Source organism: Ferrovibrio terrae, from assembly GCF_943372915.1.
Lineage (GTDB): Bacteria > Pseudomonadota > Alphaproteobacteria > Ferrovibrionales > Ferrovibrionaceae > Ferrovibrio > Ferrovibrio terrae_A.
In genome coordinates this window covers 1-18,221 of sequence record NZ_CALSAN010000053.1, presented here as the reverse complement: position 1 = coordinate 18,221, position 18,221 = coordinate 1, and the positions used below count along the sequence as shown (strand labels likewise).

The 18,221-nt window shown below is 64.5% G+C and carries 16 protein-coding genes; 10 read left to right on the top strand and 6 right to left on the bottom strand.

Features of this window, described 5'->3' with window-relative positions; genetic code table 11:
- The first annotated feature begins 123 nt into the window (after window positions 1-123).
- The 3 genes from AAG821_RS21490 (at window position 124) to AAG821_RS21480 (ending at window position 2,578) form a co-directional block, all read left to right on the top strand.
- Window positions 124-810 (top strand): LUD domain-containing protein, encoded by a 687-nt coding sequence (locus AAG821_RS21490; RefSeq protein WP_341915715.1) that lies wholly within the window; start codon window positions 124-126, stop codon window positions 808-810.
- Window positions 800-1,399, top strand: coding sequence for a Smr/MutS family protein (locus tag AAG821_RS21485; RefSeq protein WP_341915714.1), 600 nt, complete (start codon window positions 800-802; stop codon window positions 1,397-1,399). Before AAG821_RS21490 ends, AAG821_RS21485 begins: the two co-directional genes overlap by 11 nt.
- A gap of 90 nt (window positions 1,400-1,489) precedes the next feature.
- Window positions 1,490-2,578 (top strand): M14 family metallopeptidase, encoded by a 1,089-nt coding sequence (locus tag AAG821_RS21480; RefSeq protein WP_341915713.1) that lies wholly within the window; start codon window positions 1,490-1,492, stop codon window positions 2,576-2,578.
- Window positions 2,579-2,587: 9 nt separating this feature from the next.
- Here the strand turns inward: AAG821_RS21480 and AAG821_RS21475 are convergent, their stop codons facing one another.
- Entirely contained in the window at window positions 2,588-3,358 is a 771-nt protein-coding gene (locus AAG821_RS21475) for a transporter substrate-binding domain-containing protein (RefSeq protein WP_341916448.1), read from the bottom strand.
- Window positions 3,359-3,473: 115 nt separating this feature from the next.
- On the opposite strand from AAG821_RS21475, the gene AAG821_RS21470 reads away from it, so the two are divergent.
- The 3 genes from AAG821_RS21470 to AAG821_RS21460 all read left to right on the top strand — a co-directional run bounded on the left by AAG821_RS21470 (window position 3,474) and on the right by AAG821_RS21460 (window position 6,957).
- Complete coding sequence (locus AAG821_RS21470; RefSeq protein ID WP_341897827.1) at window positions 3,474-3,824, top strand: helix-turn-helix domain-containing protein; 351 nt, start codon at window positions 3,474-3,476, stop codon at window positions 3,822-3,824.
- A 141-nt stretch (window positions 3,825-3,965) separates the two neighbouring features.
- Window positions 3,966-6,203, top strand: coding sequence for a VTT domain-containing protein (locus AAG821_RS21465; protein WP_341915710.1), 2,238 nt, complete (start codon window positions 3,966-3,968; stop codon window positions 6,201-6,203).
- Entirely contained in the window at window positions 6,178-6,957 is a 780-nt protein-coding gene (locus AAG821_RS21460) for an endonuclease/exonuclease/phosphatase family protein (protein WP_341915709.1), read from the top strand. The genes AAG821_RS21465 and AAG821_RS21460 overlap by 26 nt, the downstream gene beginning before the upstream one ends.
- A 1-nt stretch (window position 6,958) precedes the next feature.
- Here the strand turns inward: AAG821_RS21460 and AAG821_RS21455 are convergent, their stop codons facing one another.
- Window positions 6,959-7,753, bottom strand: coding sequence for an SDR family NAD(P)-dependent oxidoreductase (locus AAG821_RS21455; RefSeq protein ID WP_341915707.1), 795 nt, complete (start codon window positions 7,751-7,753; stop codon window positions 6,959-6,961).
- A gap of 218 nt (window positions 7,754-7,971) precedes the next feature.
- Between AAG821_RS21455 and AAG821_RS21450 the strand changes: the two genes are divergently transcribed.
- Together AAG821_RS21450 and AAG821_RS21445 are read left to right on the top strand one after the other, a co-directional pair.
- Complete coding sequence (locus tag AAG821_RS21450; protein WP_341915706.1) at window positions 7,972-10,083, top strand: TonB-dependent siderophore receptor; 2,112 nt, start codon at window positions 7,972-7,974, stop codon at window positions 10,081-10,083.
- 9 nt (window positions 10,084-10,092) lie between these two features.
- Entirely contained in the window at window positions 10,093-11,244 is a 1,152-nt protein-coding gene (locus AAG821_RS21445) for a PepSY-associated TM helix domain-containing protein (protein ID WP_341915704.1), read from the top strand.
- 3 nt (window positions 11,245-11,247) lie between these two features.
- Here the strand turns inward: AAG821_RS21445 and hslU are convergent, their stop codons facing one another.
- The gene (gene hslU, locus AAG821_RS21440; RefSeq protein ID WP_341915703.1) at window positions 11,248-12,564 is read right to left on the bottom strand and encodes an ATP-dependent protease ATPase subunit HslU; all 1,317 of its coding nucleotides are present in this window, start codon (window positions 12,562-12,564) and stop codon (window positions 11,248-11,250) included.
- Window positions 12,561-13,082 carry an ATP-dependent protease subunit HslV gene (gene hslV / locus AAG821_RS21435; RefSeq protein WP_341915702.1) on the bottom strand — a complete coding sequence of 174 codons (522 nt, stop codon included), beginning with the start codon at window positions 13,080-13,082 and terminating at the stop codon, window positions 12,561-12,563. The genes hslU and hslV overlap by 4 nt, the downstream gene beginning before the upstream one ends.
- 228 nt (window positions 13,083-13,310) lie before the next feature.
- Here hslV and AAG821_RS21430 point away from each other — a divergent pair, with 228 nt between their 5' ends.
- Window positions 13,311-14,186, top strand: coding sequence for a hypothetical protein (locus AAG821_RS21430; RefSeq protein ID WP_341915700.1), 876 nt, complete (start codon window positions 13,311-13,313; stop codon window positions 14,184-14,186).
- Window positions 14,187-14,251: 65 nt separating this feature from the next.
- On the opposite strand, the gene AAG821_RS21425 is transcribed toward AAG821_RS21430, so the two are convergent.
- Window positions 14,252-15,100, bottom strand: a complete 849-nt coding sequence (locus AAG821_RS21425) for a hypothetical protein (RefSeq protein WP_341915699.1) — start codon at window positions 15,098-15,100, stop codon at window positions 14,252-14,254.
- 209 nt (window positions 15,101-15,309) lie between these two features.
- The gene (locus AAG821_RS21420) at window positions 15,310-15,774 is read right to left on the bottom strand and encodes a helix-turn-helix domain-containing protein (protein WP_341915697.1); all 465 of its coding nucleotides are present in this window, start codon (window positions 15,772-15,774) and stop codon (window positions 15,310-15,312) included.
- A 540-nt stretch (window positions 15,775-16,314) separates the two neighbouring features.
- On the opposite strand from AAG821_RS21420, the gene AAG821_RS21415 reads away from it, so the two are divergent.
- The coding region (locus tag AAG821_RS21415) for a methyl-accepting chemotaxis protein (protein ID WP_341915696.1) at window positions 16,315-18,221 on the top strand (1,907 nt) is incomplete at its 3' end.

Below are 18,221 nucleotides of genomic sequence, written 5' to 3'. Positions count from 1 at the left end.
ACAAGGGCCGCATTGCCAGCCTGCCGCTCGCCGCGGGCTGGACCGATGGCCGCGATTTCCCGGCGCCGCAAGCGGCGGAAACCTTCATGAGCCAGTACAAGTCCAAGAAGAAGGCGGCCTGAGATGAGCAGCTCCCGTGACCGCATCTTTGCCACGCTCCGCGCCGGCCTGAAGCACACCGTCGATGATCCGGCGCGCCCCAAAGCTGTCGCCGAGCGCATCGCCAGCCACCCGCGCAACCTGCTGCCCCAACGCGCCCAGCTGCCCCATGCCGAGCAGGTGGCGCTGTTCACCGCCAAGGTGGAAGCGCTGACCGTGACGGTCGATACGGTGGCCGGCCCCGCCGAGGTGCCGGGCAAGATCGTCGATTACCTCGCCCGCCACAACCTGCCCTCGCAGCTGCGCGTCGCGCCCGATCCCCTGCTGCAGGACATGCCCTGGAGCGAGCGGCCGATGCTGCAGGTGGATTACGGCCATGGCCGCAGCCAGGATCTGGTCAGCGTGACGCCGGCCTTTGCCGCCATCGCCGAGACCGGCACGCTGATGCTGCATTCGTCCTCCACCACGCCGACCACGCTGCATTTCGTACCCGACCACCATATCGTGGTGCTGAAGCAGAGCCAGGTCACCGGCACGCTGGAAGAGGCCTTCCAGCGCCTGCGCGACAAGCTGGGCACGGTTGAGAACTGGCCGCGCACGGTAAATTTCGTCACCGGACCGTCGCGCACCGCCGATATCGAGGGCGTGCCGGTGCTCGGGGCCCATGGACCGCGGCGCCTGCATATCGTACTCATCGCGGATGGTTCGTAAGGCTCCTGCAAAACCGGCCCCGCTGGTTCCCGATTCCGACGCCTGGCAACAGGTGGCGCAGGCCGCGCGCCCGCTGAAAAAAACGAACGTCGTGCCGCAGCCGCTGGCGCCGCTGCCCAAGGTCTACAAACCGGAAGGCGCCGGCGCAGCCGCGTATGCAAGGGCCGAGGCCAAGCAGAAGGCCACGCTGCCGCACGGACGGCATTCGGATAAGCCGGCCCCCCAGATGGACAAGCGCCTGAAGCAGCGCTTCCAGCGTGGCGAGCTGCCGATCGATGGTCGCCTCGATCTGCACGGCCTCACCCTGGCCAATGCCGAGCGCGCGCTCAGCAAACTGATCCGCGACTGCGTGGCGCAGCAGAAGCGCTGCCTGCTGGTGATCACCGGCAAGGGCACCTCGCGCGATATCGAGACCGGGCCGTTCCAGGGCCGCGGCGTGCTGCGCGCCTGGCTGCCGGAATATCTGCGCCGCGGCCCATGGCGCGACCAGGTGCTGGGTGTCGCGCCGGCGCGGCAGGAGATGGGTGGCGCCGGTGCCTTCTATGTGCTGCTGCGCCGGCAGCGGGACGAGCTTCCACAAAAGCGCTGAGCCAATCCGGACCAATTCGATCACGCTTGCCAAGCAGGCACCCGCGGCAGAAAGTCGGCACGATTTTGTCCCATTGTGCAGGCCAGCCCCATGTCGATTCACGCCCACTTCTCGCCCGATTACGCCACCGCGCGGCAGACCTTCCTCAGCGCGGCGAAAAACGCCGGCGCCGACCTCGCGCAGTACCAGCATCCGCTGAAGGGCATTGCCGGCGAAGACCTGTTCACTGATCTTGCCTGGATCGGGCCGAAGGATGCGCGTGCCGTGCTGGTCACCGTGTCTGGCACCCATGGCATCGAAGGCTATTACGGCTCGGGCTGTCAGGTCGGCTGGCTGAAAGACGGTCATGCCGCGAAGCTGCCGGCCAATACCGCGATGCTGTCGATCCATGGTAGCAACCCCTATGGCTTTTCCTGGGGTCGCCGGGTCAATGAAGACAACATGGACATCAACCGCAACTTCATCGATTTTGCCACCAAGGCACCGCCGGCCAATCCGGCCTATGCGGAAGTGCATGACTGGCTGGTGCCGCAGAGCTGGGATGCCGATATCGCGGCCGGCATCCAGCAGAAGATCGCCGATTACTATGCCCGCGTCGGCGCCAAGGCCGCCACGGCAGCCATCGTCGGCGGCCAGCACAGCCATGCCGACGGCATCTTCTATGGCGGTACCCAGGCCTGCTGGTCGCATCGCACCATCAAGGCCATCGCGGAAAAATATCTGTCCACCGCAAAGCGCATCTGCGTGCTGGATTATCACACCGGCCTCGGCCCCTTCGGCTATTCGGAAATGATCTGCCGCCATCCGGTAGACTCGGACTCGCTGAACCTGGCGCGCGCCTGGTTCGGCGATGCCGTCACCTCGCCGGCGATGGGCCAGTCGGACTCGCCGGTGATCGAGGGCAACCTGCGCATGGGCATCGCGCGCTTCTGCGCGCAGGCCACCGTGGTGGCCAGCGCCATCGAGGTCGGCACGCTGAGTTCAGAGGAAGTGCGGCTGTCGGTGATCGCCGACAACTGGCTGCATCTGCGCGGCGATGTGTTTTCGCCATTGGGCAAACGGATCAAGGCGCAGATCCGCGCCGCCTTCTATCCCGATAACGATGAATGGCGCGGCCTGTGCTATCCGCGTGCGGTGCAGATCCAGCAGCAGGCGCTGGCCGGGCTGGCGTCCTCTTAACCGAGTAGCCTAGCCGAACGGCGGCGCCGCTTCCCAGCGGCGCAGAACCTCGTCATACACGCCGTTGCGCCGGATCTCTGTCAGGCCGCGATTGAAGGTCACGCAATCCTCGGTCCGCTGGAAGGCGACGCCATAAGGCGTGGGCGGGAAAATATCATGTTCGGTCAGGGCCGGTGTCACATCGACGCCGGCCTCCGGGCTGCGCATCAGATGGCGGAAAATGCGGCGCTCGGCCAGCACCACATCGGTGCGGCCGGAAAACAGCGCGCGCACCTGCAGCATCTGGTTGGCCACTTCGCGATAGCGCGCCGGATTGCGCTGCAGGCCCGCGACCTCGCGCCCCAGCACCACATGGGCATTCTGGAAGGCGGTGACGTCGAGCCGCTCGAGGTCGGAAACGAAGGTGACGACCAGGCCGCGTTGCCGCAGGCTGATCGCCAGGTTGCGATAGACCAGCACGGTATCGCTGATGCAGCCCGGCAGGCCCATCGCCGGATTCGCCGGCACGATGGCATCGACGGCACGACGGCGGAAATCTTCCGGCAGGCGGCCGAATGGCGCCAGTTGCGGTCGTAGGGTCAGCTTGGCGGTACTGGCCGCGAGCATGACAAGATCATATTCCAGCCCGGTCAGCGTGCCATCGGGCTTCTGCATCACATAGGGGGCGGTGGGCCGGAAGGCGATGGTAAGGGCCTGGCCCGCTGCAGGCTGGGCTGTGGCAGCAGATATACCGGCACCGCTGGCGAGCAACAGGCTGACCAGCAGCAGAGGGACGCGCATCCGTGCGAAGAGGTGGCGGAACAGCACGCAGGGATATTAGGATGCCAGGCATGCGGCGTCCATGCACCTTCGCGCGAGCAGGCGGCCCGGAAACCACTCCGGATACGGTTGTGTCATGACGCCGTTTGGCGCCCGCATCCGGGCCTTGCGCCAGGCCCGCGGCATCGCGCTGAAGCAGATGGCGGCCGATCTCGGTGTCTCCTCGGCCTATCTCTCGGCGCTGGAGCATGGTCATCGCGGCCGGCCCAGCTGGCTGCTGCTGCAGCGCATCTGCGGCTATCTCAACATCATCTGGGACGATGCCGAGGAACTGGCGGAACTCGCCAAGCTGTCGCATCCGCGCATCACCATCGACACGGCGGGCCTGACGCCGAAAGCGACTCTGCTGGCCAACGAGCTTGGCCGTCGCATCGGCACGCTGGACGATGCACGGCTGGAACAGATGCTCAAGCTGCTGCGCAGCTGAGGGCCATCGGGCCGCCTGAAACAGAAATTTCCGTAAAACCGCTGCATTCCGGCGCGATCCGCGCCCGGCTTCATGCTGGGCCGCATGGCACCAAATCCAAACTGCTGCGTTACGTCCCCGTCAGCAAGAGGAGATTCCGTGGTGCAGGCGGCGCGGACGTTACGGCCGGAAACTAGGCCAGAAGTTGTCACGGCGCAGGAAACCACGGCCCTGCTGATACCGGGCCGCAATGTCTGGCGCCGCGAAAACGCCAGCCGCGCCAGCATGCTGGTGGATGCCGCCGCCTATTTTGGCGCATTGCGGCGCACGCTATGCGCGGCACGTCATTCGGTGATCATCACCGGCTGGGATATCGACAGCCGCACGGCGCTGGTCGGGCCCGATGGTGAAACCGGCGACGATCTGCCGGTGACCTTCGGACCCTTCCTCACCGAACTGGTACGGCGCCGGCCACAGCTGTCGATCAAGCTGCTGCTGTGGGACTATTATGCGGCGGTCTACTCGCTGGAACGCGAACTGATGCCGGCCCTGGCGCTGCAATGGAACACGCCGCGCCAGATCGAACTCTGTCTCGACGATGTGCTGCCGATCGGCGCCTCGCATCATCAGAAGATCGTGGTGGTGGACGATGCCGTGGCGTTTTCCGGCGGCCTGGATATCACCATCCGGCGCTGGGACACCGCCGCCCATCCGCTGCAGGATCCACATCGCGTCGATCCGGCCGGCAAACCATATGCGCCGTTCCATGACGTGCAGATGATGGTGGACGGCGCGGCAGCTGCCGCACTCGGCCAGCTGGTGCGCGAACGCTGGTACCGTGTCACCCATGAACTGCTGCCGCCGGCACCGTCCTTCTACGCGCAGGGCGACTGCGATCCCTGGCCGGTCTCCGTGCGGCCCGATTTCACCGGCGATATCGCGGTGGGCATCGCGCGCACCGAACCACGCTACGGACCGGAACCGGAGGTGCGCGAGGTGGAGGTGCTGTTCCACGACATGATCGATGCGGTCGAGCGTATCCTCTATATCGAGAACCAGTTCCTCACCAGCACGGCGCTGGCGCAGCGCCTGATCGCGCGGCTGCAGGACAAGCCCGATCTGGAAGTGCTGGTCGTTGCACCGAAGACGCATCACACCTGGCTGGAACAGCATAGCATGCTGGCCGGGCGCATCCGCTTCATGCAACGGTTCGAACAGGCCGGCCTCGTCCAGCGCGTGCGCTTTGCCTATCCCTGCCTGCGCAACGACGGCAGCGTGCGAGATCGCGATGCCGCAGTGATGGTGCATTCCAAGGTGATGATCGCCGATGATCGCCTGCTGCGCATCGGCTCGGCCAATCTGTGCAACCGCTCGATTGCCGTCGACACCGAATGCGATCTGGTGATTGAAGCCGCCACGCCGGACCAGCGCCACAGTGTGGCCGCTGCACGCAACCGCCTGATCGCCGAGCATTGCGGCGCCACGGAAGCCGAGGTGGCCGATCTGCTGGCACGCACCGGCTCGCTGTTTGCCACGCTGGAGGCGCTGCAGGGCCGCGAGCACCAGCTTTGCCCCATCGTGGACGAGGCTGCCACGCATGGCTTCGATTTCACTGCACAGATCGCGGCGGTGGCCGATCCGGTGCGAGCGCTAGAAACCGACCGCTATCTACCCGACCCGAGCAACGAGCTGCCGAGCCAGCGGCGGTTTTCCTCGATCCTGATGATCGGCCTTGGCCTGCTGGTGGTGATCGCGCTTGTACTGGCCTGGCGCTACACGCCGCTGGCCGACTGGGCCTCGCCGCACAAGCTGGCAGCCGCCTTCCGCACCATCGCCGCCAGCCCGCTGGCCTTTCCGGCGGTGGTCGGCATTTTCATCCTCGCCGGCTTCATTGCTTTCCCGGTCACCCTGCTGATCGCCGCCACGGCGATCACCTTCGGCACCTGGGAGGGCCTGTCGGTGGCGCTGACCGGCTCGATGTCCAGTGCGCTGGCCACCTATGGCGCCGGTCGCTGGCTCGGTGCCGACCTGCTGCGCCGGGTGATGGGGCCGCGCATCAACCGCGTGGCGCGCAAGGTGAAAAGCAACGGCATTCTCGCGGTGACGACCATGCGGGTGATGCCGACCGCGCCTTTCATGCTGGTCAACCTGGTGGCCGGCGCCACCCGCATCCGCCTGCTCGATTATACCATCGGCACGCTGCTTGGCCTGGCGCCCGGCATCATCATCATGTCGGTGCTGGGCGGCCGCCTGCTCGAGATCATGACGCAGCCGTCGCTGGTCGATCTGCTGCTGCTGGCCGGCTTCCTGCTGCTCTGGGGCGGATTGTCCTATGGCCTGCAACTGATTGTGGCGCGACTGCGGGACAGGTTCGGTGCGACAGAATCCGCGCAAGCCTGATCCGACGGTCCTGCGTGTATTGACCTGGAATGTCCATGCCGGCATCGGCCCGGACGGGCGCTACGATCTGCCGCGCATCGCCGCCCTGGTGCGCCGGCATGAACCCGATATCGTTGCCTTGCAGGAAATCGATTCCCGTGGCCGCGACGAGAATGCGTTTGCCTATCTCGCCCGCTCGCTCGGCAGCCATGCCGCCGAGGCCAAGACACTGGTGACGCCCGATGGCGACTATGGCCATGCATTGATCAGCCGCTGGCCGATGACGGAAGTCGCGATCCATGATCTTTCGGTCAGCAAGCGCGAGCCGCGCCGCGCCATCGAAACCACCGTGCTCACCCCGGCCGGGCCGCTGCATCTCGCCTCGGTGCATCTGGGCCTTGGGTTTCGCGAGCGGCGCCAGCAGGCAGCGATGCTGTCGGCGATTGCCGGCACGGCGCGGCAGACCACGGTGATGCTGGGCGATTTCAACGACTGGTTCATCTATGGCACGGTGCGCCGCGCGCTGAAGACCATTCTGCCGGGCCGCAGCCAGCAGCGCAGCTTCCCGGCCTGCTGGCCACTGCTGAGGCTGGATCGCATCTACTGCCGGCCGCGCCACGCCCTGTTGCACAGCTGGACCGATCCGCTGGCCCGGCGGGTTTCCGATCATCTGCCGGTGATCGCCGATATCCGGCTCGAACAGATGCCGCCCGGCCCGCTGCCGCTCAGCCTGCCCGAGGCGATGGCGGAGGAGGCTGCCGGCGACGGGGTCTGAGCTATGTCCTGGGCGGATAGGGCGGGCGCGGCTGCGCCAGCCGCATGCCGCTGTCGATCAGCAGGGTTTCGCCGGTGACATTCACCGCCGCAGTGAGGAAGAAGGCGATGCTCTGCGCAATATCTTCCGGCTTGTTGGTGGTGCCCAGCGGCGCGTTGCGTTGCCAGTTTTCCTGCGCCGCCTTGTAGGCGGCTTCGCCCATGCCCTGCTGCAGCCATTCGCCCTCGACGAAGCCGGGGCAGACCGCATTGATGCGCACCTCGGGCCCCAGCACGCGGGCGAGGCTGAGCGTCATCCCGTTCAGTGCGGCTTTCGATGCGACATAGGCAATCGACGAACCGGTGCCATAGACGCCCGCGATGGAGGAGACATTCACCACCGCGCCCTTGGTGGCGCGCAGATAGGGCTCGGCGGCGCGGACCATCTGGAACGGTGCGATGGTGTTGACCGCGAAGATGTCGTGGAAGTCCTGTGCCGACAGGCCGGCAAGGTCGCGATGGGCGACGAACTTCGTGGTGCCGGCATTGTTGACCAGGTAATCGAGATGGCCGAAGCGGGCGAGGGTTTCCTCGACCACGCGGCGGCAATCGGCATCGTCGGCCACATTGCCCTGCACCAGCAGGGTTTCGCCGCCGCGGGCCTGGCAGTCAGCGGCAACCTTTTGTGCGGCCTCGCGGCTGCGTGAAAAGTTGATCGCCACGGCACAGCCGCGTCCGGCCAGCAGCCGGGCGGTGGCCGCCCCGATGCCGCTGGAGCCCCCGGTAATCAGTGCAACACGGCCCTTCAGATCGGTCATGTATTCCTCCGTTTGCACCATGCTAGCTGTTTGCGCCCAGCGGCGGCAGCAGCGGGATGCCTAAAATTTACACAATAGATACAGTGGGTTATAATATAAAATGAGAACGATTCTCATTGACCCGCATGCCATTCGGTGCTACCGACGGCCTTACCGGGGGTAATAGCCAGCACCACGCCAGCCAGGCCCTGATGTCCTGTTTGCTGGAGCCTGCTGTCATGGGTACGCGTTCAATTCTTCTATCCTCTGTCGCCGGGTTTGCCCTGTTCACCGCCGCATCGGCTCTGGCGCAGACCGCCAGCCCGGACGCCCCACCGGCCCAGCTGCCGGCCATCACGGTCGAGGGCCAGCCGGTCGAGGAACGCGCCGATGGCCCGGTCGAGGGCTATCGCGCCACGCGATCCGCCACCGGCACCAAGACCGACACGCCGTTGAAGGATGTGCCGCAGACGGTCAACGTGGTGCCGCGCCAGGTGATCGAGGATCGCCAGACCACGCGGCTCTCCGATGCGCTGCTGACCGTGCCCGGCGTGCAGGCGAACGGCACCAACGGCGGTCGCGGACAGAATTTCACCCTGCGCGGATTCCAGACGCAGACGGTTGCCACCGATGGCATCATGCAGAGCCCCGCGCTGAACTTCACGCCGGTGACACGCGATCTTGCCAATATCGAACGCGTCGAGGTGCTGAAGGGTCCGTCTTCGGTGCTCTATGGCCGCACCGAGCCCGGCGGCCTGATCAACCTGGTCACCAAGAAGCCGACCGACACCTTCACCGGCAGCACCACGCTGCAGGGCGGCTCCTACGACTTCTACCGCGCAGAAGGCACGGTGTCGGGTCCGCTCGATGCTGGCGCGACGCTCACCGCGCGGATGACGGCTGCCGTGCAGACCGAAGGCAGCTTCCGCTATGACAATGACGACACGCGAAACTATTTTGCGCCGGTGATGAACTGGGCGCCGCGCGACGATACCCGCTTCACGCTGGGTGCCGATCACACCGAGCAGGACAGCCAGTTCGACCGCGGCCTGGTGGCGGTCGGCAACCGCGTGCTGCTGCTGAAAGACAGGTATTATTCGGAAGACTGGGCGCGTTACGACGCACGGGTCGATAACGTTACTGCAAAGGGCGAGCATGATCTGAACGACTGGCTCACCTTGCGCCAGGTCGTCAACTACACAGTGGGTGACACCTATCGTCTGGTGGCGAATCCCGGCACCGTCAGCACGGCCGGCACCACCCTGTCGCGCACCGCGCTGCGCCAGACCGAGGATTTCGACTCCTGGGATCTGCAGTCCGATGCGGTGATGAAATTCCAAACCGGCTCGATCGGCCACACCGTCGTCACCGGCTATGAATACGTGAACGGCGACCGCACCGTGCAGCAGATCAACTACAGTCTTGCCAGCATCAGTCTCTACAATCCGGTCTATGGCGCTCAGCCCGGTGCGGTCACCAGCCGCAACAATGTCTACACCCGCATGTATATCAATTCGCTATACGCGCAGGACCAGATCAAGCTGAACGACCAGTGGGAGCTTGTGCTCGGCCTGCGTTACGACAAGCTGGATCAGACCACCGTAACCCAGAATGTCGCCACCCATGTGGACGATCAGAACTGGGGCCCCAAGGCCGGTATCGTCTACAAGCCGGTGCCGCGGCTGTCGCTCTATGCCAATTACTCCACCTCCTTCAGCCCGCAGACCACGGCCATCCTGGGTGGCGGCACGCCCGATCCGGAAAAGGGTGTGCAGTATGAAACCGGTGCGCGCTACGAACTGATCCCGGACAGGCTGTCGGTGGGCGCTGCGGTCTATCAGATCACCAAGGAGAATGTCGCCACCGCATCGGGCGTGACGAATTTCTCGGTGCTGACCGGCGAGCAGCGTTCGCGCGGCTTTGAAACCGATCTGACCGGTGAAATCCTGCCGGGCTGGAGCGTGATCGCCGGCTGGGGCTACACCGATGCCGAAGTGACGTCAGACCGCACCACGCCGGTTGGCAATCGCCTGGCCAATGTGCCGAACTTCGCCGGCGGCCTGTGGAGCGTCTATCAGTTCCAGACCGGCCAGATGAAAGGCCTGGGTCTCGGTGCCGGCGTCACCTATGTCGGTTCGCGCAATGGCGATCTGGCCAATACCTACAGTGTTGACGGGTATTACCGCTTCGACGCCACGGTGTTCTACGATCTGAACGACCGTATCCGTCTTTCGCTCAGCGGCCGCAACCTGACCGACCAGGATTATGTCGAGCAGACGGTCAACAGCCGGGTGGAAAACATCCCCGGCGCGCCGATGACGGTGATTGCCGGCGTCACCGCGAAGTTCTGACCGACCAGCATGGCGCGCCTGAAATCCTTGTTCGGCCAGCGGGCGATGCGGCGCCTGCACGGCCTGCTGGGATTCTGGCTCTGCCTGGTGCTGGGCTGGATCTGTCTGCTCGGCACGCTCACCAGCATCGGCCATGAGCTGGACTGGCTGGCCGATTCAGCGCTGCGCGTGTCGGTGCCGGTCGGCGCGGTGCCGGGCGACCATGTCAGCTGGGGCCGCATGGAAGCGGCCATCTCCCAGGCGCATCCCGACTGGACGATCCAGCGCATCACGGCACCGCAGGGCAGTCGTTTTGCCGCCGAAGCGCGCGTGCTGACAGCGGACCGCCAGCCGCGCCTGGTCTATATCGATCCCTATCGCGCGACGCTGACCGGCGAAGGTCCACGCGAGACCATTCAGTCAACCCTGCGCCAGCTGCACCGGCAGTTCTATCTGCCGAACATCGGCGGCATCAATATCGGTGTCTATCTCGTCACGCCGTTTGCGCTGGTGATCCTGCTGATGCTGATCACCGGCCTGGTGATCTACCCGCATGTCTGGCGCGGCCTGTTCCGCCTGCGGCTGCGCGCAGGCCTGGGCCCGCTGCTGCAGGATCTGCATCGCCTGATCGCCGGCTGGTCGCTGTGGTTCCTGCTGGCGATGGCGCTCACCGGGATGTGGTATTTCGCCGAACGGCTGCTGCTCGATACCGGCAACCGGCTGGAACCGCCGGCCCCGAAGGCAGCGCCGTCGTCATCGCCGCTTCTGCCGCTGGATAATCTGACGGCGCAGGCGCAGGCCGCGTTTCCGGAACTGAAGATCACGGCTGTGTATTATCCGCGCCGCAAGGACGATGCGCTGCGGCTAGATGGCCAGGCCGGAGACTGGCTGGTGCGCGATCGCGCCAACAAGGTCTATCTCGATCCCAGAACCGGCGCGGTGCTGGCGGTCGAACGCATAGCCGGCCAGGGCGTCTGGCGGCGCTGGGACGAAACCGCCAACCCGCTGCATTTCGGCGATTTCGCCGGCACCTGGTCGCGGCTCATCTGGTTCGTGTTTGGCGCCGGCCTCACCGCGCTGGTGTTCAGCGGCGCCTGGATGTACTGGCGTGCGCTCCGCCAGCAGCGCGCTCTGCAGCAGCGACGCGCCCGGAAAGACAAAGTGGTGCGCGCCGCCGCTTGAGTTCTACAGGATATACTTGCTGAGGTCGCTGTTCTTGGCGAGGTCGCCGATGCGCTGCTGCACATAGGCGGCGTCGATATTCACCGTCTGGCCGGAATGGTCGGCGGCCGAATAGCTGATCTCTTCCAGCACGCGTTCCAGAATCGTGTGCAGCCGGCGGGCGCCGATATTCTCCACGCCCTCGTTTACATCGGCGGCGATCTGCGCCAGGGCGTCGATGGCATCCTCGGCAAAGTTCAGCGTCACCTGCTCGGTACCCATCAGCGCGGTATACTGCTTCAGCAGGCTGGCTTCCGGCTCGGTCAGGATGCGCTTGAAGTCGTCGCGCGTCAGGCCCTTCAGCTCGACACGGATCGGCAGGCGGCCCTGCAGTTCCGGCAGCAGGTCGCTCGGCTTGGCGATGGAGAAGGCGCCCGACGCGATGAACAGGATATGGTCGGTCTTCACCGCACCATGCTTGGTGTTCACCACGGTGCCTTCGATCAGCGGCAGCAGGTCGCGCTGCACGCCCTCGCGCGACACGTCGCCGCCGCCGCGATATTCGCTGCGGGCACAGATCTTGTCGATCTCGTCGATGAAGACGATGCCGTTCTGCTCCACCGCCTCGATGGCTTCCTTCACCAGGTTGTCCTGATCCACCAGCTTGTCGCTTTCCTCCTGGGTCAGCGCCTTCATGGCGTCGCCCACGGTGGTCTTGCGCGGCTTGCCGCGCAGGCCGCCAAAGGCCTTGCCCAGCATGTCCTGGATATTGGCCATGCCCATCTGCGCACCCGGCATGCCGGGAATCTCGAACATCGGCATGCCGGCGCCGCCGGCATCCTTCAGCTCGATCTCGATCTCGCGCTTGTCTATCTCGCCTTCGCGCAGCATCTTGCGGAACTTCTGCCGCGTTTCGACGCTGGCCTTGTCGCCGACCAGCGCATCGAGCAGGCGCTCCTCCGCCGCCAGCTCGGCGCGGGCAGAGACGTCCTTGCGCTTGCGCTCGCGGATCATGGTCAGCGCGCCTTCCAGCAGGTCGCGCACGATCTGCTCGACATCGCGGCCGACATAGCCCACCTCGGTGAACTTGGTCGCCTCCACCTTCAGGAAGGGCGCATTGGCCAGCTTGGCGAGGCGGCGCGAGATTTCGGTCTTGCCCACGCCGGTCGGGCCGATCATCAGGATGTTTTTCGGCAGCACTTCCTCGCGCAGGCCTTCGGGCAGCTGCTGGCGGCGCCAGCGATTGCGCAGTGCCACGGCCACCGCCTTCTTGGCGTCATGCTGGCCGACGATGTAGCGGTCGAGTTCGGAAACGATTTCGCGGGGCGAGAAAGAGGTCATGACAGCTTTTCGATAATGATGTTGCGGTTGGTATAGACGCAGATATCAGCAGCGATGGTCAGGCTCTTGCGGGCGATCGCCTCGGCATCCATGTCGTCGCGGTCGATCAGCGCGCGCGCGGCGGCAAGTGCATAATTGCCGCCCGAGCCGATGCCGATCAGGCCATCTTCCGGCTCCAGCACATCGCCGGTGCCGGTCAGCACCAGCGAGACGGATTTGTCGGCCACCGCCATCATCGCCTCCAGGCGACGCAGGTAGCGATCGGTGCGCCAGTCTTTCGCCAGTTCGACACAGGCGCGCGCCAGCTGGCCGGGATAGCGCTCCAGCTTGCCTTCCAGTCGCTCGAACAGCGTGAAGGCATCGGCGGTGGCGCCGGCAAATCCGGCCACCACCGAACCGTCGCCGAGGCGACGTACCTTGCGGGCATTCGACTTGATCACGGTCTGGCCCAGGCTGACCTGCCCGTCGCCGGCCAGCACGATCTGGTTGCCCTTACGGACAGCAATAATGGTCGTCATGATGGGAGAACCTCAACATCGGAATGGGCCTTCATGTAGGATCGCGAGTGGCGCCTCGCAAGTCGGCACGTTTGGCGATAGTAGCGCGTGCTGTGATCGGCACTACAACCGGCAGTCTATGCAACCTTGCGCTAAAGCCGAAGCCTCATCAGAGCCCCACTCGACTCCCGGCTAAGGCTGCCCTAAAATTTACCGTATCGGCCGTGGCAGGCCCGACTGGGGTATTGGATGAATTATCTGATCGACCCGCAAGGGCATTGGTGGCGCTGGCCTTCGGCAACCCTGGCCGAACGGCTCGGGTATGCCGATCCCGATTTCGATCTCGCCGGTTATGCGGCGCGCAATCTTGGCTATGTCTGGCTGGTGCTTGAAGAGCATGCCACGCTGATGCAGTTCCGCGCCGGCATGGTCAGCCCGGCGGCGGTCAATTCGCTGAAACCTTATCTGCGCAAGGCCGTCGCAGCCAAGCCGGTGGCGCTGGTGGTTTATGCCAGCGGCTGGCTGGAAGAAGTCTATGTCGAGAGCGCCCCGCTGCTGGCCCGGTTGGAGGAACTTGCTCCGCTGCGTGAACCGCGCATGCGCGACCAGTTCATCGCCATGTCGCATCAGCCGCGCGAGTGGCTGTATCACGCGCACCAGAATCTCAGCAGCCTGTTCGAGGTCTGGCGCTTCGAAGGCGGCCAGTATTCCGAGCCGGTACGGCGCTATCTGCAGAACAGCGGCCTGATCGATCGCACGGTGGTGATCGAACAGCGTGCCGAAGAGCTGTATGTGAATGCCAGCGGCAACGGCTTCACCATCTATGACAATTTCCAGATGAAGCATGTCACCGGCCATCGTATTTCCGACCAGCCGGATCGCGCCTATGGCGCCTGGGTCGAGAGCAGCTATCGCAGCTGCTACGAGAGCGGCATTCCAGCCCTTGAGGATGTCGATGCCATCATCGAGGAACCCGATCACGATCCGCGCCGGCGCCGGTATCAGCGCATGATCCTGCCCTGGCAGAACAAGGATGGCGAACGCATCCTGACCGGCAGTTCACTGCTGAATGCGCAACTGGCCATTCCACTGAACATCGACAGCGCCAAGCCCAAGTCCACTTGAGTGATTAGGGCCACCTGAGTGATTACCGGCCGCTTCTCGGCCGGTCTTCACCGCAAATCAAACCATCAATTCAAAACTGCGCGTTCGCCAGCTTCGATAGGACGGATACCGGTCGCCGCATTCGGCATGCCCGTATTCGCTGCGCCGGTGTCTTCCGTCGGCGCGATGATCTCCGGGAAGCGCTGCATGTCGGCCAGCAGTTCCTGCCGGTCCATCCAGATCAGCGCACCCTGATAGCGCATCTTGCCGTCGGGGGCGCGCCACTCCAGTGCCGGCTCGATATTCTTGTAGCCGTAAGCCTTCGCCACGCCCTTCTCCACCAGAACGAACTTCACGAAGCTGATCGTATAGTCGGTGTCCCAGCGGGTCAGTGCCAGCGCGCGGCTGATGCGCGGCAGAATTGCCGGCAGGCCGCGTTTGCGATAGTCGGGATGAATCCAGGTCGAGCCGGAAAACACGATACGTCCGGTCAGCCTGCTGGCACTGGGCGAGGTGAACGCGCAGGTTTCGCCGGCTTCGCACATCTGTCCCGGGTCGCCGTAGAAAAAGCGGAAACTCGATACGCAATCGGCCAGCGTGCTGCCGGTCAGATCGTAGACGCGGGCTGCCTGGGTCGAGACCACATCGCCGGCGGCGTTGCGGCCGATGATGCAGAAGCCGTTGCGCTCGTCGATCGTGTTGAGCGCATTGTTGAAGCTGGGTGCCAGACTGTCCCAGCTATCCTTGTTGGCATTGTTGACGATGCGCAGGTAATCGAAATCAGCATTCAGGCTGAGCGAGACGCCGCGATCGCGCGCGGCTTTGTCGGCGGTGAGGAAGAACTGTCCGAGTTCGGGTCGCGGACCGTATTGCAGCGTGATCTGATCAGGCAGACGCTGCGATGTGGATTGTGTGATACGCACTTGATACGTCATTGGTTGCCTCCGTGGCGTTATGGTTAACGGGGCAACTATAGACCCAAGGTTCAGTGACCTTGCACCTCACTTCCCTCTGGTTGTACTGGAAGCAGATCGCACCCGTGGGTGCCGGCGACAGCCAATACCGCTCTCGGCAGGACAGGCATAAAAAAACCGGGCCGTTGCCGGCCCGGTTTTATCAGTGACCGCAAACAGCGGTCAGAGCATCAGGATTGCGCCTCGGTCGGCGCGGCAACAACGGCGCCCTCTTCATCCTCGGGCTTGCCGCTGTAGGAGGCGGCCGCGGCCTTGATCAGTTGGAAGATGCGATCGCGCACCGTGGGATCGGTGATCTTGCCGAAGTTGCGCACCAGCTCCAGCGCCTGGCGACGCGAGACCGGGCTCTTGTCCTGCTCGATCTCCGACACCACCGCATGTTCGGGGCGTGCGGTCGGCTGCTGTTCGATGCCGGGCATGTCCTCGAAGAAGTAGGACGGCGGCACGTTGAGAATCTGGGCGAACTGCTGCAGGCGGGAAGCGCCGATGCGGTTCAGGCCCTTCTCGTATTTCTGGATCTGCTGGAAGCTCAGGCTGACTGAGGCGCCGAGCCGCTCCTGGCTGAAACCGGCCAGCGTGCGGCACGCGCGCAGCCGGGCTCCCACATGGGCGTCGTATGGGTTCGGTTTACGCATCGACTTCTCCATCACAGGTATGGTCCTACAAGGAATTGATGTAGTGTTTTTACCATTAGTTGCCAGCGGCTGCTACCCGGTTGCAAATCGGTGTTACGGATTAAAATCAGCCCATTTCCTCGACTTAGTCGAATCTCGCGATATCCAAATCCGCTTTGCGCGAGAATGGCTTACTGCACTAGACAACCATTGCGTCATGGCCTGCAGCACGCGTCCTGCGGCATCGCGGCAGATTCTAAAATTTTGATAACCTCCCCCCTGGGCCTGCAGCTTGACCGCAGCGATGCCGGTCGCGAGGGTAGCAACGGGAAACGCCAGAACGGACATCAAACCGCCAAGACACTGCCGCCAAGGTTGCGCAGTGAAGGAGTTTCCGAAGCGATGCCGTGTCCGAAGCTGAACCGTCTCAGTCTCCCGTCCAGATATGTCCCGCCCGGGTCCGGCGCGCGCCCCAATCCCTTCCACTGAATCACCCGCCTTTTTGCTGCCGCACCAGGCCGTGCCGCCGGTGCGCTTTGATATTGCCTGATGGAGTTTCGTATGGCCGTTTCCGATTTCGCTGCTGATCCGGCTTTTGATCCCGATAGCGCTGCGCCGGCGCCGCAGGCATCGCAGCGTCGCACGCCGCCGCTGCTCGTCTGGTTCGGCCGCCTGGGCATCCGCGCGCGCATCGCCATCGGTTTCGGCACGGCGCTGGTCCTGCTGGTGATCGTGGCCGGCGCCTCTATCCATGGCATCCAGGGCGGTGGCGCCGCCTTTGAAACCTACGACCGCATTACCGTCAGCAATCAGCGCCTGCAGCAGTTCGAACGCGACATGCTGGATCTGCGCCGCAATCTGCTGCTGTTCATCGAACGCGATGATCCGCGCGGCCTGCTGGCGACGCGCCGGCTGGAACCGCAGATGACGGAAAATCTCGACGGCATGATTGCCAGCATCCGCGATGCGGAACGTCGTGCCCTGCTGACCGAGGCCGCACCGCTGCTGAAAGGCACCTTTGCCAAGCTGGCGCAGGCGATTGCCGCGCGCAATGCGCTGAAATCGGTCACCGGCAACCAGCTCGATGTTTACGGGCCGCGCACGCGCGAAAGCCTGATGCAGCTGATCAAGGCCGCCAACAAGCGGCAGAATTTCATCGCTGCCACCGAGGCCGGCCTGGTGCTGGATGCGTTTTCGGAAATCCGCGTCGCCGCCACCCGTTTCATCGCCATGGGCGACATGGCGATGGCCAACGAGGCGCGCGGCAAGGTCGGCACATTCGTCGACATGATTGAAGATCTCAAGATCATGCTGGACGAGGAGGAGCTGAAAAAGCTGGCCACCGAGGCGGAGAATTTTGCCAAGCAGTATGAAGCCGGCATTCTCGCCGCCGTCACTGCTGCCGGCGACATCAACCGGCTGGTCTATCAGGAGATGGAGCAGGAGATTGCCCAGATCGTCGACAGGCTGGAGCAGGCCAAGACTGGCCAGCTGGCGATCCTGGCGACCCAGCGCGACAATGCCGTCCAGACCTTTGCCACCACCTTCATCACCGTGATGGCGGTTTCGATCATAGCCCTGGTGATCGGTGCGCTGTTCGCATGGCTGATCGGCCGCAACATCGCCAATCCGATTGCCGCCCTGACCGAGGCGATGGCGGTGCTGGCGAAGGGCGATTTCACCACCGCTGTTCCGGGCCTGCAGCGCGGCGACGAGATCGGCCGCATGGCGGCGGCCGTTGCGGTGTTCAAGCAGAACGGCGCCGAGAACGAGCAGCTGCGGCAGGCGGTGGAGCAGGAACGCCACAGTGCCGAACAGACGCGCAGCCAACAGGAAGCCCTGCTGGACCGTGCGGTGGGCGAGATCGTCACAGCGGCGGCGGCGGGCGATCTCAACCAGCGCATCGACACCGCACCGCTTGATGGCGTGGCGGTGCGGCTTGGCACCGGCATCAACCGCCTGCTCGATGCCATCGGCGGTGCCATCACCGAAGTGGGCGCCGTGCTGGCCGGACTGGCCGCCGGCGATCTCACCCGTCGTGTCACCGGCGACTATGCCGGCGTCTTCGCCAAGCTGCAGGGCGATGTGAACATGGCCGGCGAAACGCTCGCCGATACCATGCGCCAGGTCGCGATGAGCGCCAGCACGGTGCGCGATGCCTCGGCAGAAATTTCGACCGGCAGCCAGGACCTGGCGCAGCGCACCGAGGCGCAGGCGGCGGCCCTGGAAGAAACCGCGGCCTCGATGCATGAGGTGACGGCGACGGTGAAGCTGAATGCCGACAATGCCCAGGCCGCCAACCAGCTGGCCGCCGTGGCCCGTGATACGGCGGAAAAGGGCGGCAGCGTCGTCGCCAATGCCGTCACGGCCGTCAGCCAGATCGAAACCAGTGCGCAGAAGATCTCCGACATCGTGTCGCTGATCGACGAGATCGCCTTCCAGACCAACCTGCTGGCGCTGAACGCCAG

What these genes read in the sequence shown, in the direction of transcription:
- AAG821_RS21425 (WP_341915699.1), bottom strand. Translation starts at nt 15,100, where the DNA reads ATGACGTATCAAGTGCGTATCACACAATCCACATCGCAGCGTCTGCCT.
- AAG821_RS21420 (WP_341915697.1), bottom strand. Translation starts at nt 15,774, where the DNA reads ATGCGTAAACCGAACCCATACGACGCCCATGTGGGAGCCCGGCTGCGC.
- AAG821_RS21455 (WP_341915707.1), bottom strand. Translation starts at nt 7,753, where the DNA reads ATGACCGATCTGAAGGGCCGTGTTGCACTGATTACCGGGGGCTCCAGC.
- hslV (WP_341915702.1), bottom strand. Translation starts at nt 13,082, where the DNA reads ATGACGACCATTATTGCTGTCCGTAAGGGCAACCAGATCGTGCTGGCC.
- AAG821_RS21490 (WP_341915715.1), top strand. Translation starts at nt 124, where the DNA reads ATGAGCAGCTCCCGTGACCGCATCTTTGCCACGCTCCGCGCCGGCCTG.
- AAG821_RS21445 (WP_341915704.1), top strand. Translation starts at nt 10,093, where the DNA reads ATGGCGCGCCTGAAATCCTTGTTCGGCCAGCGGGCGATGCGGCGCCTG.
- AAG821_RS21475 (WP_341916448.1), bottom strand. Translation starts at nt 3,358, where the DNA reads ATGCGCGTCCCTCTGCTGCTGGTCAGCCTGTTGCTCGCCAGCGGTGCC.
- hslU (WP_341915703.1), bottom strand. Translation starts at nt 12,564, where the DNA reads ATGACCTCTTTCTCGCCCCGCGAAATCGTTTCCGAACTCGACCGCTAC.
- AAG821_RS21480 (WP_341915713.1), top strand. Translation starts at nt 1,490, where the DNA reads ATGTCGATTCACGCCCACTTCTCGCCCGATTACGCCACCGCGCGGCAG.
- AAG821_RS21470 (WP_341897827.1), top strand. Translation starts at nt 3,474, where the DNA reads ATGACGCCGTTTGGCGCCCGCATCCGGGCCTTGCGCCAGGCCCGCGGC.
- AAG821_RS21430 (WP_341915700.1), top strand. Translation starts at nt 13,311, where the DNA reads ATGAATTATCTGATCGACCCGCAAGGGCATTGGTGGCGCTGGCCTTCG.
- AAG821_RS21450 (WP_341915706.1), top strand. Translation starts at nt 7,972, where the DNA reads ATGGGTACGCGTTCAATTCTTCTATCCTCTGTCGCCGGGTTTGCCCTG.
- AAG821_RS21485 (WP_341915714.1), top strand. Translation starts at nt 800, where the DNA reads ATGGTTCGTAAGGCTCCTGCAAAACCGGCCCCGCTGGTTCCCGATTCC.